This is a genomic window from Pontibacter sp. E15-1 (genome assembly GCF_022601975.1).
GTDB lineage: Bacteria > Bacteroidota > Bacteroidia > Cytophagales > Hymenobacteraceae > Pontibacter.
In genome coordinates this window covers 1-17,422 of sequence record NZ_JAKVIR010000012.1, presented here as the reverse complement: position 1 = coordinate 17,422, position 17,422 = coordinate 1, and the positions used below count along the sequence as shown (strand labels likewise).

Sequence of the window (17,422 nt, the reverse complement as noted above, 5' to 3'; positions counted from 1 at the left end):
AAACGCTAATTCTGGTAAATAAATTGTTCGAGTACTAGTTAACTCTATAAATTTATACCTCAAATTTATACCCCTCTAACTTTCTAAATCATACCTCTCTAACTTTTCTACCTCTCCAACTCATACCCCTCTCTAACTTTCAACACCTCCAGCAGCTGCTCATTCCGGATCTCGCGGGCGCACTTAAAATGGCCTTCGGGGCAGGCTTTATACCCATGCAGGCCGCAGGGGCGACAGTACAGCGGCTCTTCGCGCTCCACCACCGTGGCAAAATCAGAAAGGGGGCCGAAGCCGAAGCGGGGCACCGTGGAACAGTAGATGGCGCAGGTCGGGGCGTTCAGGGCCGAGGCGAGGTGCATCGGGCCCGAGTCGTTCACGTAGTTCAGCGCCGCGTCGCGCATCAGCGCCGCCGACTGCAGCAGGTTCAGCTGGCCGCACAGGTTCTCAACGCGGGGGTTGGTGCTCTGGCTGATGATCTCGTCGCAGTGCTGTTTGTCGGCTGGCGAGCCCAGCAGGTATACCTTGTAATTCGGGTCGAGGGAGTTGAGCAACGTGACCCACTGCTCCTGCGGGTACTGCTTGGTAAACCACACCGAGGTAGGGGCCAAGCAGATGAAGGGCTGCTGTTTCCAGTGCTCCACCTTCGCGAAATCCACCGGGCTGGGGTATAGCCTGGGCTTGGTCGGGAGGGCGTTGGTCAGGCTTTGGATGAGCAGGTCGTTGCGCTCCACCTCATGCGTGCCCGACTGCACATCGTGCACGTAGCGGCGCGTGAAGAGGCGCGAGAACGGGTTCTTCTCAAACCCCACCGTTTCCTTTGCCCCCGACAGGGCCGTCAGGATGCCGGTCGCCCCGAAGCGCTGCACGTTCACCACCAGGTCGTACTGCGCTGCCCTGATTTGCTTCAGCAGGTTCAGCAGGCTTTTGTACTTCCCTTCCTGCTTGTTCCATACCAGCACCTGGCGCAGCAGCGGGTGGTCTTGCAGCAACCCCTCGTTGCCCTTGCGCAGCAGGAAATCGAGCTGGGCCTCCGGGTAAAAGGCATGCAGTTTCTCCACCAGCGCCGTCGCCAGCACCACATCTCCCAGAAAGGCCGTTTGTATAATCAGTATCTTGTTCATGCTGCTCTTGCTGCTTCGGGCAAAACTACGCCTGCCGAAACAGGCCGCCAACTACCCTGCAAAGCTGTTTGGGCATTGCGGAAGCATCGGTGCCGTTCCGGGCTAATCAGCAAGATAAAATTGTTCGGCCAATAGCCCAAACGCTAGCGCGTATTTCCCCTTGTTTTAAGTCTACTTTCACATAATACTTCCCCAAAGCTTGAAATATATCAAATACAGTCTTGATATTTGTGAAAGGAAGCCGTGTACCTGCGGCCTGCAACACCGCGACTGCGCCGGCAACTGCATTTCGGCCATCGCATACAGGCAAAGGACACGGGCCGCCCCTGTTTATACCATCATATGAAAAGAATTATCTCCCTTGCCGGCTTTTGCAGTTTAGTGGTTTTCATGTCGGGTTGCGTGTCGGCGTATATGCCCAACGTGCCCAACGTGCCCATGTTTACCCAGAAAGGCGAGCTGAGCGCCGGGGGCCACATCACGCCCAAAGGCAACATCACTTTTAACACGGCCTATGCCGTATCGGATCATTTCGGGGTGCTGGTAAACGGCTCGATGCTGAACAGTGAGCGCCGAAAGCGCGATTTCCGGCACAACCTGCTGGAGGCGGGCGGTGGCTACTTCACCACCTTCGGCCAGAACAACAACCGCATTCTGGAGGTATACGGCGGCTTTGGCGGCGGCAGCAGCGACCGCACCGACAAGGAGGAGGACGAAAAGGGGAACATGACCTTTCAGCGCCGCGAGGTAAGCTTCAACAAGTATTTCGTGCAGGTGAACTTTAGCTCCAAACGGAAAAAGTCCCTGCACTTTTTTGGCAAAGACTTCCCGCTGAACTACGGCACGGCCCTGCGCGCCAGCTACGTGGACATGAGCAAGCATCTGCTCAACGGCGTGGTGAAGGATGAGGAAGACAACATCTTTCTGGAGCCGATCTTTTATACCCGCCTCACCCTGAACCCCGCCGTGCAGTTGCAATATACCAGCGGCTCTAACTTCGGCCTCAAAAACAGGGACGCCCTCACGGCCGGCTATGCCGTTTTCTCGCTCGGCCTCGTGATCAACGTGGGCAGTCGCCCGGCGCAAAAGCCTGCCGCCCGCTAACCGCGCGCGCAAAATAATTATACGTCCGGGGGTATGCCTCTCTGCACACGCCGGGAGGTATGGCTTTTAACTCATCGCGCTTTCCCGTACCTTTGCAGGCTAATTTGAGATTGAATGCCTGATTACCATATCCATACCTTACCCAACGGAATCCGGGTCGTACACAAGCAGGTGCTGCACACCAAGATAGCCCACAGCGGCTTCATCATGGACATCGGCAGCCGCGACGAGCTGACCGACCAGACCGGGATTGCCCACTTCTGGGAGCACATGGCCTTTAAAGGCACCGAGAAGCGCAAGTCGTTCCATATCCTGAACCGGCTCGAGTCGGTGGGCGGCGAGTTGAACGCTTATACCACCAAAGAGAAAATCTGCTTTTACTCCTCTGTGCTGGACAAGCACTTCGACAAGTCTTTTGAGCTGCTGACCGACATCACCTTCCGGTCGGTGTTTCCGGAGCGCGAGATAGAGAAAGAGCGCGGCGTGATTCTGGAGGAGATGGCCATGTACCTAGACGCACCCGAGGATGCCATTGTGGATGAGTTTGACGCCGTGGTGTACGAAGGGCACTCGCTGGGCAGCAACATCCTGGGCACCAAAGAGAGCGTGTCGGGGTTCGAGAAGCAGGATTTCCTGCGTTTCATCGACCGCAACCTCAGCACCGACGCGCTTATTTTCTGCTCTGTCAGCAACCTGCCTTTTGATAAAGTGCTGAGGCTGGCGGAGAAATACCTCGGCGACATCCCAGAGATAAAGAAGCCGCGCAAGCGCGTGCCCTTCACGGCCTATACCCCCAAATCGATCACGCTGGAGAAGCCCATCTCGCAGGCCCACTGTGTGATCGGCTCACCGGCCTATGCCCTCTCCGACGACCGCCGCATCCCGTTCTTCATGCTCGTGAACCTGTTGGGCGGCCCCGGTATGAACTCGCGCCTGAACCTGGCCGTGCGCGAAAAGCATGGCCTCGTGTATACCATCGACGCCAACTACGCCACCTACATCGACACCGGCCTGCTCACAATATACTTCGGCACCGAGAAAAAGCAGCTGAAGCGCACCACCTCGCTGGTGCTGAAGGAGCTGCAGAAGCTGCGCGAGAAACCGCTGGGATCGCTGCAGCTGCACACGGCCAAAGAGCAGCTAATGGGGCAACTGGCCATGGCCGAGGAAAGCAACATGGGCCTGATGATGATGATCGGCAAGAGCCTGCTGGACCAGGGCAAGGTGGACTCGCTAAACGAGATCTTCGCCCAGATCAAGAACATCACCGCCACCGACCTGCTCGACATTGCCAACGACGCCCTGCGCGAAGACCAGCTCAGCTTCCTGAATTATGTACCGGGTTAATAGCTGATTGTTTATTGTTGTGATAGCTTAAGGACAACCATTTAACAATCAACAACTAACAACTGACAATCAAATATGGAATTCATAAACGAAGACCTGCTACGCTACTCGGAGGAACATACCTCCCCTGAAAGCGAGCTGCTGCACAAGATCAACCGGCAGACGCACCTGAGCGTGCTGAAGCCACGCATGCTGTCGGGGCACCAGCAGGGGCGCCTGCTCTCGATGTTCTCGAAGATGATACGGCCGCAGCAGATCCTGGAGATCGGCACCTATACCGGCTACTCTGCTTTATGTATGGCCGAGGGCCTGCAGCCGGGCGGCACCCTGCACACCGTGGACAAGAATGAGGAGCTGGAAGACCGCGTGCGGGGCTATTTCGACGAATCCGGGTGGGGTCCGCAGCTAAAGTTATACATGGGCAATGCCCTGGAGATCGTGCCAACCATCGACGCCGTATTCGACCTGGTGTTTATAGATGCCGACAAGATCAACTATACCCATTACTATGATATGGTGATCGACAAGGTGCGTTCAGGCGGCTACATCATTGCCGACAACGTGCTCTGGAGCGGGAAAGTGCTGGAGAAATACCGCAAAAAGCTGGATGAGGACACCAAGGCCGTCATCGACTTTAACCGGAAGGTGCACCAGGACCCGCGCGTGGAGAACATCCTGCTGCCTGTGCGCGACGGCCTGCTGATAGCCCGCAAAATCTGACGCCGCTGCCTGTCTCCTCTAACACCGCCGCCATCTGCGCAACCGGGAGCGCCTGACGGCTTCGCCCGATTTTTTTACAAAAAGCCTTTCGGCTCCAGGTTCATTTCATAACACGCTACAAGCCTGCCGCTTGGCCTTTATACCACCCCTCTTCGCGGGAAAGATCGCCCTCCGCCTGCCAAAATTATAAGGAAAGAACTTAGCCAAGCGTTTTAAAATGCGAGGCAAATTGCGTTATTTTTGCAACGAGATACAGTACCTTTCGAACATATTAGCGCATAGCTATTTAGCTGGCACCAACTCAACGGTAAGTAGAGCACCAGCGCCAACTTTTAGCCAAGATCAAGTACCTAGCCATGAGAAAATCCATCAGCAGCCTTTTCGTCCTGTTGCTTCTGCCCCTGCTGGCACTGGCGCAGTTTGTCACTGTACCCCGAAACGTCAACTTCGCCGACATTCACCTGGTGCTTTCCGGGGGGGCGCAGGAGGAGATCCAGAAGAAGGTGGATGCCCTGCACCGCAACCAGACCTATTTTAAGCTGAAAGTGGACCTGGCCGATGCCTATTTCCCGATCATTGAGCGTGTGTTTAAGGAGGAGGGCGTGCCGGACGATTACAAGTACCTGGCCCTGCAGGAGAGCGGCCTGATCGGCGATGCCGTGTCCACGTCGAACGCGGTGGGCTACTGGCAGTTTAAGCGCGAGGCCGCCTCAGACTTTAACCTCCGCATGGACAACAAGGTGGACGAGCGCCGCCATATCATCGAGGCCAGCCGGGGTGCCGCCAAGTACTTCAAGCGCAGCAACAATTACTACAACAACTGGTTCAACTCCCTGCTTTCGTACTACCTGGGCTACTCGGGGGCCAAAACCTATACCCAGCCGTCAGACAACGGGGCGCGCAAAATGGAGATCACAGAGCGCTCGCACCCCTACGTGCTCACCTTTCTGGCGCACAAAATCGCCTACGACGCGTTTGTGGGGAAAAGCAACCCACCTGCGCTTTCGCTGCGCGAGATGCGTTGCACTCCCGGCCAAAGCCTGGCCGATATTGCCATGGACACCCAGACCGATTATATAGAACTGGAGAAATACAACAAATGGCTGCTGGGCGGGTCAATCCCCTCCGATAAGGATTACTACGTGATTGTGCCGGTGCGCAACGGCGGCAGCGATGCCGGTCTGCTGGCATCCAAAGACACGGCCCCGCCGCTGGCCAAAGGAAACCGCGTGGGGGCGCTGGTGCGGGCTGAGCGAAACGGCCTCACCACCGTGATTGCGCGCCCCGGCGACACCAAAGACAAGCTGGCGCTGCAGGCGGGCATTTCCACCCGCAGGTTCCTGAAGTACAACGACCTGCGCAATTTTGACAGGATTGAGGCAGGCACCGCGTATTACATCGAGTCGAAGCGAAGCAGCGCGGAGGTGGAGTACCACGTGGTGCAGCCCGGTGAAAGCATGCAGCAAGTGGCCCAGCACTATGGCGTGAAGCTGAATTACCTGCTCTTCAAGAACCGCATGAACCGCAACGAGGTGCCCGTGCCGGGCCGCGTGCTGTGGCTGCAGAAGCGCCGACCGGCCCATACCCCCGTGGAAGTGCGCGACCTGAGCCAGAAGAAGCAGATGACCAAAGTTGAGGCTGCGCCAAGCTATACCCAGCCCAAGGCCACGGTAACCAGCCCCACACCTGCCCGCAAGCAGGACGAGGCCCCGAAAGAAAACATTTTCAAAAGATTCATCAACAGCTTCAAACGCTTTAACAAGGAGGAGACAACCCCGCAGCAAGAGGTTGAAGACGAGGAGGAACTGGTTGCGACAGAAGGTGCGCCTGTGCCAAGCACACCAGCCCAAAAAGCCACCGTTCGCAGTGCCGCCACTGTGCCTACGGCGAAAACAGAGGCTGACGACGCTGATTTCATAGACCCTATCGTGCTGGAGGCAGAGACGGATACCTCCGTTTCCATACCTAAAGCGGATGTTCCTGCCAAGCCACTGCCAACCCCCGCACCTGTTCAGAAAAAAGCCGTTTTATACCCCCAGACCGACACCACCAGCTGGGTTACGCTACCTGCACCGGAGGAAGCCACTGCCACTGTTGCAACCGACAGCGCTGCGTTGGCCTTGCCAGCAGACACGGTAGCAGAAGAAATAGAGGGAGACTGGGTAATTAGGGACACTGCTGCGGAGGATACAGACACAGTCACGGCCGTACGGGATATCTTTGTGGAGAGCGGTCCCGAGCCAGCCGCAAAGCCAACCGCTGCCCCAGCCAAACGCACTCCCGCTGCCGCACCTGTACAGCCGGTTCCTAAGCCTACCCGCCATACCGTGAAGGCAGGCGAAACGCTCTATGGCATTTCCCGGATGTACGCTGTTACGATACATGACCTGACAGCCTGGAACAAGCTCGGGAGCGAGGCGTTGCGCCCCGGCCAGGAACTGTATATAGCCGAGCCGTTGGCACAGCCCGCCCAGGAGGCAGTCGCTGCAAACGATCCGACTGCGCACAGAAGCCTGGGAAGCGCTTTCCATACCGTGGTTGCCAGCGAGACCCTTTACCAGATATCCAGGCAGTATGAGGTGTCGTTGGAGGAACTGCGCAACTGGAATAATTTAGCCGACAACAGCATCCGGCTGGGTCAGGAGCTGCGCATACAGGCTCCCGCCAAAGCCGCCTCTACCGCCACCGACGACGCTGCGACCAGCGCAGCCCCTGCCAGCGGCTACCATACCGTGGCCTCTGGCGAAAGCATGTACCAGATCTCCCGCAAATACGGCGTCACGATCAAAGACATCATGGAGTGGAACAACAAATCCGACTTCTCGGTGAGTATCGGGGAAAAGCTTCGGGTGAGGAAGAAGTGATTTTTTAGACGTTAGACGTTAGATGTTAGACTAAAACGGTAAAGGCCCACTGGACAGTGGGCCTTTACCGTTTGAATAGGTTAAGCATTTAAAGGTAGGAAATCAGTGGAATGGACTTATAGCGCATCAAAAAAGCAAGATGCTGTCCTTCCAGTGTGTTTCGTAGGGACAGGTCGTGACCTGTCCAATCGTTCCCTAACCAAGCCGTCAGCATCAGCATCAGGGTTTCAGAACTGAATCAGTTCAGGTATGGGATTGCATAATCTTGGCCGATGCGCGGACAGGTCACGACCTGTCCCTACAAAATCATGGCTCTTTTCTCAAGTGAACATGCGGGAACATAACCGGCACAGGAAACACAATCCCCAATCGCCATTACCGCCTTTCCTCCGGTGCGGTGCTCAGGTTAGAGGCCGACTGAAGGCCAGAGGCAATCTCGGGCACGATGCCGAGGCGCTCGTAGATGGGTTGTACCATCTGGCGCAGTTTGGGTCTGTTCACGGCGAAAGGCACAATGCTGATGGCACACAGGAAACCGCAACCAGCGAGGGTATAGGCTACCCCCACGTGCTCGGCCACAGCGCCCGCCAGCATACTCCCCACCGGGGCCATACCCATAAACGCCGTGGCATAGAGGCTCATCACGCGGCCACGCTTGTCGTCGTCCACAATGGTCTGGAGCAGCGTGTTGCAGGAGGCCATGGTCACGATCATGCCAAAGCCGCTTACCAGCATCAGTGCCAGCGAGAGCAGCAGCACCACGGAGAAGGAAAAGCCGATGAGCGCAACGCCGAAAAGCAGCATCGTCAGGATAATCACCTTGCCCAGGCCCTCTACCGATTTCCGTTGCGCCAAAAACAAGGCCCCGCCCAGCGCCCCAAACCCCGAAGCGCCCATCAGGTAGCCGAGCGTGTTGGCCCCGCCATGCAGCACATCGCGGGCAAAAACGGGCAGCAGCACGGTAAACGGCATCCCGAAGAGGCTCAGCAAAGCCACAATAACAATAAGCGCCCGGATGGGCGGAAAGCCAAAGGCATACCGGAAACCGTCTTTGAGCGAGGCCCATACCTTGCGCTGCTGCTGCACCCGCACAAAAGGCTTCAGGTGCATGAGCAGCAAGGAGGCCAGCACAGCCAGGTAACTGACCGCATTGATCAGGATACAAATCCCTTCCCCCACGACCGATATCAGGAGTCCGGCCACGGTGGGGCCGATGAGCCGCGCCATGTTAAACATCGAAGAGTTGAGGGCGATGGCATTGCTCATATCCTCCCGCTTCTCCACCAGTTCCACCACAAAGGCCTGCCGGGTGGCAATATCAAACCCATTGATGGTGCCCAGCACCGCACTCAGCGCCAGCACATGCCAGATCTCAATCGTGTTCGTCAGGACGAGCACGGCCAGGGTAGTAGCCTGAATCATGGAGAGGGCCTGGGTAACGAGCAGCACCTTGTGCCGGTTAAACTTATCGGCCAGCACACCGGCAAAGGGGCCGAGCAGGAAAGAGGGAATCTGGCTCGAGAACGTGACCGCGCCCAATAGGAAAACGGAGTCGGTGAGGCGGTACACCAGCCAGCTCAGGGCCACCTGCTGCATCCAGGTGCCGATCAGCGAAATGCCCTGCCCCACAAAAAACAGTTTGTAGTTGCGTGAGCGTAGCGCCCGGAACATTTCACTCAATTTACCTGCTGCCATAGAATATTTTTGCTGCGCCAATTCAGGCACAGGCTTATACATACGTGCCGTTTATACCCTGGCGTTGTAGTACCTACCGGTATAAAAAGCATAAATAAGCGATTGGGGTATAGCCTTCGTCCTGGGCGGGCATGCGTTGCTCCCCAAAACCCGCGCTGGCTAACCCATCCCCCTCGGGTACTAACCCTGCCGCCGCGGTTTTGTTAGATCAAAAGGCCCTTACTTGCCGGGATTATTCCCGATGCATTTTTGTTAGGGTTAAGGTCGGTTTGGGTTTGGGAGAGGCGCCTATTTTCCGTAATTTTAACATCCCGAAAATGACTTGAGCTACGCCAAATTAAAAATTAGAAATCAGGGATTAAAAATGTTAAAGACGTTTAATTCGCTTTGATTTTTCTGATTCTTAATCTTTGGTTTTAATCTGCTAACGCTCTACTCAGAAATGATTTTTCAATTGATTTGTCATTTCTAATTCGTAATTTTTAATTTCTAATTCTCAGAAATTTGCCTGTTTATTCGCATTTACATACCCATACCCAGTACTCGCTGCTCGACGGCCAGGCGAGCATCAGCGCGCTCATGAAAAAGGCGCAGGCCGATGGCATGCCCGCCGTTGCCATGACCGACCACGGCAACATGTTTGCCGCCTTCAACTTTGTGGCCGAGGCGAACAAGTATAACGTGAAGCCGATCGTGGGCTGCGAGTTTTACCTGGTAAAGGACCGCCACCTCAAAACCTTTACAAAGGAAGTGAAGGATGTGCGCCACCACCAGTTGCTGCTGGCCAAAGACCAGGACGGCTACCAGAACCTGGCCAAGCTCTGCTCCCTCTCCTACATCGAGGGCATATACAGCAAATGGCCGCGCATCGACAAGGAACTGCTTCAGAAATACAGCAAGGGCCTGATCGCCACTAGCTGTTGCATCGGAGCCGAGCTGCCGCAAACCATTCTCTGGAAAGGCGAGGAAGCGGCCGAGGAGCTGCTGAAATGGTGGCTCGACCTGTTTGGCGACGACTATTACATTGAGCTGCAGCGCCACGGCATCCAGAACATCGACGGAACCGGTATGAGCCAGGAAGACGTGAACCAGGTGCTCCTCAAGTTTGCGCTCAAGTATAACGTCAAGGTGATCTGCACCAACGACTCGCATTATGTGGACCAGGACGACTGGAACGCCCACGATATCCTGCTGTGCGTGAACACCGGCGAGGACCAGAGCACGCCTGTCGGGGATTTCCAAACGAAGTACTACCGCTTCCTGTCGGATGACCAGAAGGTGATTTACGACACCGTGGACAACGTGCGCAACCAGCACGGCCATATGTCCAGTGTGCGCCAGATGCTGAACCGCATTGATGAGGCGGGCCCAAAAACGCGCTTCGGCTTCCCCAACGACCAGTTCTACTTTAAGACGCAGGCCGAGATGAACGAACTGTTCAAGGACGTGCCTGCCTCGGTAGACAACACCAACGAGATCGTAGACAAGATCACGCCGCCGAAACTGAAGCGCGATATCCTGCTGCCCAACTTCCCTATACCGCCGGAGCACGCCAACGCCGACGCCTTTCTGCGCCATCTGACGTATATGGGTGCCGCTAAGCGCTACGGGGAGATAAACGCAGAAACCGAGGAGCGCCTCGACTACGAGCTGCGCATCATCGAGACAATGGGTTTTGCCGGCTACTTCCTCATTGTGCAGGACTTCATCAACCGGGGTCGCGACATGGGTGTGGCCGTGGGGCCGGGCCGTGGTTCGGCGGCTGGCTCGGCGGTGGCTTACTGCGTGGGTATCACCAACATCGACCCGATTAAGTATAGCCTGCTCTTTGAGCGATTCCTGAACCCGGAGCGTGTGTCGATGCCCGATATCGATATTGACTTCGACGACGTGAACCGCCAGCGCGTGATTGACTACGTGGTGGAGAAATACGGCAAAACGCAAGTGGCCCAGATCATCACCTTCGGCACCATGGCCGCCAAATCGTCTATAAAGGACGTGGCCCGCACCACCTCCCTGCCGCTGGCCGAGGCCAATGAGCTGGCCAAGATGGTGCCGGAAACACCGGGCACCACGTTGGCCAAGGCCTTTATCGAGAATCTGGAGCTGGCTGCCATCCGTGAGGGCAACGACCACCGCGGCGCCACGTTGCGCCTGGCCGAGAAGCTGGAAGGCTCCATCCGAAACACAGGTATACATGCCGCCGGCGTTATCATCGCCCCCGACGACATCACCAACTACATCCCGGTATCAACCTCAAAAGACTCCGACCTGCTGGTAACCCAGTTTGACGGCAAGGTGATTGAAAGTGCGGGTATGCTGAAGATGGACTTTTTGGGTCTGAAAACCCTGACCATTATCAAAGATGCCATCGAGCTGATTAAGAAAAACCACGGGGTGGAGGTTGATATTGACGAGATTCCGATAGACGACGAGAAAACCTACCAGCTCTACCAGCGCGGCGACACCATCGGTACGTTCCAGTTTGAGTCGGAGGGTATGCGCATGTACCTCAAGGACCTGCAGCCAACCAACATTGAAGACCTGATCGCGATGAACGCCTTGTACCGCCCGGGCCCGATGCAGTTCATCCCGAACTTTATTAACCGGAAGCATGGCCGCGAGGAGGTAGAATACCCGCACGAGTTGCTGAAACCGATCCTGGAGTACTCCTACGGGATCATGGTATACCAGGAGCAGATTATGCAGACCGCCCAGATTCTGGCGGGCTACTCACTTGGCGGTGCCGACTTGCTGCGCCGTGCGATGGGTAAGAAGGACATGAAGAAGATGGCCGAGGAGCGTGAGAAATTCATTGCTGGAGCCGGGGAGATCCACAAGATCCCGGCGAAGAAAGCCTCTGAGGTGTTCGACGTGATGGAGAAGTTTGCCCAGTACGGCTTTAACCGCTCCCACTCTGCCGCCTACTCAGTGGTGGCATACCAGACGGGCTACCTGAAGGCCCATTACCCGGCCGAGTATATGGCCGCCGTGCTCACCAACAACATGAACGACATCAAGAAGGTGACGTTCTTTATTGAGGAGGCACGCAAGCAGGGCGTACAGGTGCTGGGGCCGGACGTGAACGAATCGTTGCTGAAATTTAACGTGAACGAGCAGGGCGACATTCGCTTTGGTCTGGCCGCGATAAAAGGAACCGGCGAATCGGCCGTGGATGCCATCATCTCGGAAAGGGAAAAAGGCTTGTACCAGGATATCTTCGACTTTGCCAAGCGCGTGAACCTGCGGGCTGTGAACAAGAAGACGTTTGAGAGCATGGCCCTGGCCGGTGCCTTCGACTCGTGGGAGCTATACCACCGGGCGCAGCTGATGGAGGTGCCCGAGGGGGAGAATATCAGCTTGCTAGAGAAAGCAGTGCGCTTCGGAAACAGCTACCAGGCAGAGTTGCAGGCAGCGCAGCAGTCGCTGTTTGGCGGTGGGGCCGCCGTGGCCGCCCCGATGCCCAAAATACCGGAAGTGCCCGTCTGGACACAGGCCGAGATGCTGCGCCGCGAGAAGGAAGTGGTCGGTTTTTACATGTCGGGCCACCCGCTCGACCAGTTTAAGCTGGAGATCGACTCCTACTGCACCTGCTCGCTAGACAGGATTACAGACTACAAGAGCCGCGATGTGAACGTGGCCGGCATGGTATCGGAAGTGGTGATCCGGACGGCCAAGAACGGCAACCCTTTCGCGCTGTTCTCCATCGAAGACTACGACTCGACCATGCAGATGGCCCTTTTTGGGGAGGACTACGTGAAGTTCTCGCCCTACCTGAAAACGGGTTTATACCTCTTTATCCGGGGTAAGGTGCAGCTACGGTATAAAACCGAGGACCAGTGGGAACTGAAGCCGACCAACATCCAGCTGCTCGGCGATGTGATGGACAAGATGGCGCAGGGCGTGCAGCTCAACATCAACATGCAGCACTTCACCCCGAACCTGGCCGAGGCCCTGGAGACCGCCATTACGGAGAGCGCTGGCCAGAAACGCCTGGAGATCACGCTCCATGTGCCGGAAGAGAAACTGGTGCTGCCCATGTACTCCCGCAAATACCGCATTGACCCGAAACTGTTTCTGGAGACTATCAAAGGTATGGGCGTGGGCGAGTGTAAGCTGATATAGGTGGATTTATATATGGAAAGCTATGCTGTTCCCGCTCTTTCCGCTCTTTCGGACTTCCTAGTCCGAAAGCCACCTGCCGGGGATTTCCTAATCCCCGTGGTTCTGCTAACGCGGATTAGGAAATCCGCTTCAGGAAAAGTTTCGGATTAAGAAATCCGAAACAGCAGAAAATCCATAACAGCAGAACAGCTTCTTGCTTTTAGAAGTATAGCTACGCATGGGGCTCAAAAACAGGATTATACCCGGCGGCATATACTTTCTGACCATGACGGTGGTGGACTGGGTGGATGTGTTTACGCGGCCCATATATAAACACATTATCGTGGATGCGCTTCAGTACTGCCAGCACAACAAAGGCTTGCGCCTTCATGCATGGTGCCTGATGAGCAACCACCTGCACCTGATTGCCTCGGCTGAAGAGGGCAAGAACCTCTCGGACATCCTGCGGGATTTTAAGCAGTTTACCAGCCGGAAAATCGTGGCTGCCCTACAGGAAGAACCCGAGAGCCGGAGGCAGTGGCTGCTGCACCGTTTCCAGTTCAATGCCATACAAAACCCGAAAGTACGACACTATAAACTCTGGCAGGACGGCAACGAGGCCAAGGAGCTCATCAGCAATGCCTTTATCGACCAGAAGCTAGGCTATATACACCAGAACCCGGTACGGGCAGAATGGGTGAGTGAGCCGGAGCATTACCGCTACAGTTCTGCCTGCAACTATGCTGGGGAGCGTGGCTTACTCGATATCTTGCTGCTGGAGTAAAGCTGGTTCCGCAGAAAACAGTGCAAAAAAAGACCGGACCCCATTGAGGCCCGGTCTTTTTTTGCACTATGGAAATTGCTATTGCATCACGTAGATAGAGGAAGCTCCGGCCACGTTTTTAACATAGATAGGAGAAGGGTTTCCGTCTGCGGCAGGCATGCTGAAGATGAGCACCTTGCCACCCCCGTTGGCTCTTTCGGCCACATAGATGCTCTTCGACTCATGATCATACCCTACATCCACCGGGTTGCCGAGCATGGTGTTGCCGCCCTCAATCCTGATCTGGTCATCGGCACCAATCGTTCCGCCGTTGGCCATACCACTATACAGCGCATGGAAGTTGTTGATAACCACGATTCCGCCATCGTCGGCCACGGCCGCGTCGCCTACGTCGGTCAGCACCATTCTGTCATCCATCTTAGAGTATGTGATGCCGTGCGTGCGCACCAGGCCTTCAATTGTCACCCGCTTCGTTGGCTGAATCATACCACTCGGGTTGGAAAAGAAATTGTCGAAAGACACGATGTCGCCGGAATTGTCGACTACGGCGAAGAGCGTAGAGCCCTCGGCATGAATGCCCCACAGGTTGAAATCAACATCGTATGTGTTGCGGTAACGGACCCCGCTCGGGGTGCGCTCATACACATACAGCTTGTTCATGTTGTTGTTGAGGGCCGGGTCTCCGTCCTGCACCACCACAATCATGTTGCCGCTTACGGCTATCTCGCGTGCGTTGGTAAACCTGGGGTCGCTGGTGGTTTTGATCTCCAGGGAGCCGTCTTTGCGCTTTTGGTAAATCTCGATTCGGTTGGTCGATCTGGACGCCAGGATAATTTCTTTTCTGTCTTCGTTGTAGTAGACGCCGTCGGCATCCATCGAGGCGATATTCTTCTGCCTGGCCTTCACATCGGATAGGTCCTCTCCGTTGAGCATCGTGAGCATGCCGCTGGTATTGCTGGTAATGTATGCGTTTGCCTTATCGCCATGCCCGGGCAGGGGAAAGTCAATCTCATCCTCCACGTCGCAGGACGAGAAGGTGAGCAACGTGGCAGCAAACAGTGTACTGTATAGAAGTAAGTTTTTCATAAGTAATTATTTGAAATTGAACATTATAAAAAGATATGTACGGATTCATCTACGCTATAAGATTTAATCTTGCCTCCTAATTTTGATCCATTCACCAGATGTGGGGCAGGCATGGCAAGTATTTACTCACTTATAGCTATAAATCGCTCATCGCAGTTGCGCCAGGGTATGGCCTCCGCTCCCGGACCACGTGCTGTTGAGGCAATGCACAACGACTGCTTAAAGGCTGCCTCTTTTTTCTTTCGCAGCCGCTGAAACTTTTCCCGACAACATTTGTTCATACAAACGACAGCGACCATTACACGGCTTACGCCGTATGTATAGTTTGCCTTGCAGGATATGTTTCCGACAGCTTGTCAGGCAGTTTTAGTTTGGGCTGTTATTTGCCCAAAGAGTAATTGTTATTATATTTAAATCAAGAAACTAACACAAAAAAACGCTAAAGTCATGGCTAACAAAGCAATAGAAATCACAGACGCAAATTTTGATGAGATCATCAATTCAGATAAACCCGTATTGGTAGACTTTTGGGCAGAGTGGTGCGGTCCGTGCCGCATGGTAGGCCCGATTGTGGAAGAACTGGCGGGCGAGTACGAAGGCAAAGCCATTATCGGCAAAGTAGACGTAGACGCCAACCCACAGACTTCCGCTAAGTTCGGCATCCGCAGCATCCCGACGCTTCTCGTTTTCAAGAATGGCGAAGTGGTAGACAAGCAGGTAGGCGCTGTTCCGAAAAACGTGCTCTCTCAGAAACTAGAGTCGCAGATGGCATAAGCTGCAAAGCTTCCATTCTAACACATAACCTTAAAAGGCTTTCCCGCGCCAGCGCGGGAAAGCCTTTTTTATTTCCCCTCTTTCTCCGGTTCCTTCAGTATGATGCTGATGTTGCCGCTTCGCTCCAGGTACGCCCGGTCCACCTGGCTCAGGTCCGTGACCGCACCCGTGCTTCGGGCCGCCTCCAGTAGGTCGTTCTCCGTAATGCTGCTAGCCTTTAGTGCTTTTTCCTGCAATTTGCCGTCTTTCACCAACTCCCGGGGGCGCCCTTTGATCACATTCCCAAAGCCAAAGCTGGTATGATAGGCCAGCATGGCCAAGCCCTTGTGCAGCAGCACCAGCGTGAGCGCGGCGGCTATCGTGGGCCAGAAAGGCGCATTGCCCGTAATCGCCCTGCTCAGCACCGAGCCGTAGATAATGCCGAGAATGATATCGAAGGCCGTGTTCTTGCCGAAGATGCGGTGGCTCCCCACCCGGATGATAAATAAGGCCGCGAAAAAAACACCGATGGCCCGCACAGACATTTGCCACCAGGTTAGCGTTTGGTCATGGATCCCGAAAACACTGTTGAAGATATCCTGCATACCTCACACAACGCAAGTCCATATCCAGGGTTATACCTCCTGCCGCCAGTGCCCCCCATACGGGTATATGGCCTCTCTCAGTTTCAGGCGTTGGCCAAAATTATACCTGTGCAGCCCCGCTGAAATTGCGAAGCGGCAGGTTGCCATAGCCCAAACACATTATTATCTCCCGAATAAATATCAACTTAAGTAGTCGAGTTAAAAGAATTGTCGCTTTGGGCCACTTTAGGCTACAAATGCAGTATAAGTGCATGAATCTTGCCTTATACTCTTGATACACACTTAATAGCGTAACCATGCGACTTTACCATTTAGTACTGACAGCGTTGCTGGCGGCAACGCCGGGGATGCAGGAGGCGACTGCCCTCCCCCGAATACCTCATCTTACCGATGCCCCCCGGCCTCACCTCACAGAAATCCAGAAAGTAGAGAAACTGATTGCTTTCGTGAGCAGTATGGAAGGAGCTACCTTTATCCGGAACGGCAGCAAGCACAGTTGCGCGGAGGCTGCGCAACACCTGCAGGCGAAATGGCAAAAACACAAAGCCGACGTGAAAACGGCCGAGGAGTTTATTGAGAAGCTGGCCTCCAAATCAGGCATGTCGGGCGAAGACTACCTCATACAGTTCAGCGACGGCCACACAGAAACCGCGGCGGTTGTACTAACCCGCGCCCTACGGGAAATGGAGCAGCAGTAACCGCCTGTTTCAGGAACGCATGGAGCAGTAGCCCCGTAGATATAGTCATACCATCTGATTCCTTTTGCCATGTTACAGCTATTAGACACACCTACCCCCGACCTGGTGGCATTTCGCGTTTCCGGGCGGATTGACGAGAACGACTACGCGATCCTGCAGCCTATGTTTGCGCAACGCATCGCGGAGTTCGGTAAGATCAGGGTATATGCCGAGATGCTCGACCTGGAGGGAATCACGTTGCAGGCAATCTGGGAAGACCTAAAAATGGACGTGAAATACGCGCCCGACATCAGCAGGGCAGCCATGGTGGGCGACAGCAAATGGGAGGAAATACTTGTGAAAGCTGCTTCCCCTTTCCTGAGCGGCGACCTGAAGTATTTTGATTTCGATCAGCGCGAGGCAGCCTGGAAGTGGGTAAACGATAATTTTTAACGGCATCTCCTGGCTAAGTTCTATCCGGCGCGAGCCATACCATACCATACCATACCATACCATACCATACCATACCATACCATACCATACCATACCATACCATACCATA

13 protein-coding genes are annotated in these 17,422 nt (G+C 55.0%); 9 read left to right on the top strand and 4 right to left on the bottom strand.

The features are described from left to right. Nucleotides 1-107: 107 nt before the first annotated feature. Complete coding sequence (locus MKJ04_RS09765; RefSeq protein WP_241641446.1) at nucleotides 108-1,121, bottom strand: glycosyltransferase family 9 protein; 1,014 nt, start codon at nucleotides 1,119-1,121, stop codon at nucleotides 108-110. Between the two features lie 342 nt (nucleotides 1,122-1,463). Here MKJ04_RS09765 and MKJ04_RS09760 point away from each other — a divergent pair, with 342 nt between their 5' ends. The 4 genes from MKJ04_RS09760 (at nucleotide 1,464) to MKJ04_RS09745 (ending at nucleotide 7,156) form a co-directional block, all read left to right on the top strand. Continuing rightward, nucleotides 1,464-2,225 (top strand): hypothetical protein, encoded by a 762-nt coding sequence (locus MKJ04_RS09760; protein ID WP_241641444.1) that lies wholly within the window; start codon nucleotides 1,464-1,466, stop codon nucleotides 2,223-2,225. Between the two features lie 114 nt (nucleotides 2,226-2,339). Next, nucleotides 2,340-3,572: a M16 family metallopeptidase gene (locus MKJ04_RS09755; RefSeq protein WP_241641443.1), complete on the top strand. Its 1,233-nt coding sequence runs from the start codon at nucleotides 2,340-2,342 to the stop codon at nucleotides 3,570-3,572. A gap of 75 nt (nucleotides 3,573-3,647) precedes the next feature. Beyond that, a complete protein-coding gene (locus MKJ04_RS09750) occupies nucleotides 3,648-4,292 on the top strand; it encodes an O-methyltransferase (protein ID WP_241641442.1) in 645 nt (214 codons plus the stop codon). Nucleotides 4,293-4,648: 356 nt separating this feature from the next. Continuing rightward, entirely contained in the window at nucleotides 4,649-7,156 is a 2,508-nt protein-coding gene (locus MKJ04_RS09745; protein ID WP_241641441.1) for a LysM peptidoglycan-binding domain-containing protein, read from the top strand. A 375-nt stretch (nucleotides 7,157-7,531) separates the two neighbouring features. Here MKJ04_RS09745 and MKJ04_RS09740 read toward each other — a convergent pair whose 3' ends face one another. Then, nucleotides 7,532-8,851: an MFS transporter gene (locus tag MKJ04_RS09740; protein WP_241641439.1), complete on the bottom strand. Its 1,320-nt coding sequence runs from the start codon at nucleotides 8,849-8,851 to the stop codon at nucleotides 7,532-7,534. Between the two features lie 504 nt (nucleotides 8,852-9,355). Between MKJ04_RS09740 and dnaE the strand changes: the two genes are divergently transcribed. Together dnaE and MKJ04_RS09730 are read left to right on the top strand one after the other, a co-directional pair. After that, nucleotides 9,356-12,976 carry a DNA polymerase III subunit alpha gene (gene dnaE / locus MKJ04_RS09735; RefSeq protein WP_241641437.1) on the top strand — a complete coding sequence of 1,207 codons (3,621 nt, stop codon included), beginning with the start codon at nucleotides 9,356-9,358 and terminating at the stop codon, nucleotides 12,974-12,976. 217 nt (nucleotides 12,977-13,193) lie between these two features. Then, the gene (locus MKJ04_RS09730) at nucleotides 13,194-13,739 is read left to right on the top strand and encodes an REP-associated tyrosine transposase (protein ID WP_241641436.1); all 546 of its coding nucleotides are present in this window, start codon (nucleotides 13,194-13,196) and stop codon (nucleotides 13,737-13,739) included. Nucleotides 13,740-13,817: 78 nt separating this feature from the next. Here the strand turns inward: MKJ04_RS09730 and MKJ04_RS09725 are convergent, their stop codons facing one another. Then, on the bottom strand, nucleotides 13,818-14,825 hold the full coding sequence (locus MKJ04_RS09725) for a hypothetical protein (protein ID WP_241641435.1): 1,008 nt from the start codon (nucleotides 14,823-14,825) through the stop codon (nucleotides 13,818-13,820). Between the two features lie 414 nt (nucleotides 14,826-15,239). Between MKJ04_RS09725 and trxA the strand changes: the two genes are divergently transcribed. After that, nucleotides 15,240-15,599 carry a thioredoxin gene (gene trxA, locus MKJ04_RS09720; RefSeq protein ID WP_317246714.1) on the top strand — a complete coding sequence of 120 codons (360 nt, stop codon included), beginning with the start codon at nucleotides 15,240-15,242 and terminating at the stop codon, nucleotides 15,597-15,599. A gap of 68 nt (nucleotides 15,600-15,667) precedes the next feature. Here the strand turns inward: trxA and MKJ04_RS09715 are convergent, their stop codons facing one another. Continuing rightward, complete coding sequence (locus MKJ04_RS09715; protein WP_241641433.1) at nucleotides 15,668-16,183, bottom strand: DUF421 domain-containing protein; 516 nt, start codon at nucleotides 16,181-16,183, stop codon at nucleotides 15,668-15,670. A gap of 296 nt (nucleotides 16,184-16,479) precedes the next feature. Between MKJ04_RS09715 and MKJ04_RS09710 the strand changes: the two genes are divergently transcribed. Further along, entirely contained in the window at nucleotides 16,480-16,881 is a 402-nt protein-coding gene (locus tag MKJ04_RS09710) for a DUF5329 family protein (protein ID WP_241641432.1), read from the top strand. A 69-nt stretch (nucleotides 16,882-16,950) separates the two neighbouring features. Then, on the top strand, nucleotides 16,951-17,313 hold the full coding sequence (locus MKJ04_RS09705; RefSeq protein ID WP_241641431.1) for an STAS/SEC14 domain-containing protein: 363 nt from the start codon (nucleotides 16,951-16,953) through the stop codon (nucleotides 17,311-17,313). Nucleotides 17,314-17,422 lie beyond the last annotated feature (109 nt).

What these genes read in the sequence shown, in the direction of transcription:
- MKJ04_RS09765 (WP_241641446.1), bottom strand. Translation starts at nt 1,121, where the DNA reads ATGAACAAGATACTGATTATACAAACGGCCTTTCTGGGAGATGTGGTG.
- MKJ04_RS09760 (WP_241641444.1), top strand. Translation starts at nt 1,464, where the DNA reads ATGAAAAGAATTATCTCCCTTGCCGGCTTTTGCAGTTTAGTGGTTTTC.
- MKJ04_RS09755 (WP_241641443.1), top strand. Translation starts at nt 2,340, where the DNA reads ATGCCTGATTACCATATCCATACCTTACCCAACGGAATCCGGGTCGTA.
- MKJ04_RS09750 (WP_241641442.1), top strand. Translation starts at nt 3,648, where the DNA reads ATGGAATTCATAAACGAAGACCTGCTACGCTACTCGGAGGAACATACC.
- MKJ04_RS09745 (WP_241641441.1), top strand. Translation starts at nt 4,649, where the DNA reads ATGAGAAAATCCATCAGCAGCCTTTTCGTCCTGTTGCTTCTGCCCCTG.
- MKJ04_RS09740 (WP_241641439.1), bottom strand. Translation starts at nt 8,851, where the DNA reads ATGGCAGCAGGTAAATTGAGTGAAATGTTCCGGGCGCTACGCTCACGC.
- MKJ04_RS09730 (WP_241641436.1), top strand. Translation starts at nt 13,194, where the DNA reads ATGGGGCTCAAAAACAGGATTATACCCGGCGGCATATACTTTCTGACC.
- MKJ04_RS09725 (WP_241641435.1), bottom strand. Translation starts at nt 14,825, where the DNA reads ATGAAAAACTTACTTCTATACAGTACACTGTTTGCTGCCACGTTGCTC.
- MKJ04_RS09715 (WP_241641433.1), bottom strand. Translation starts at nt 16,183, where the DNA reads ATGCAGGATATCTTCAACAGTGTTTTCGGGATCCATGACCAAACGCTA.
- MKJ04_RS09710 (WP_241641432.1), top strand. Translation starts at nt 16,480, where the DNA reads ATGCGACTTTACCATTTAGTACTGACAGCGTTGCTGGCGGCAACGCCG.
- MKJ04_RS09705 (WP_241641431.1), top strand. Translation starts at nt 16,951, where the DNA reads ATGTTACAGCTATTAGACACACCTACCCCCGACCTGGTGGCATTTCGC.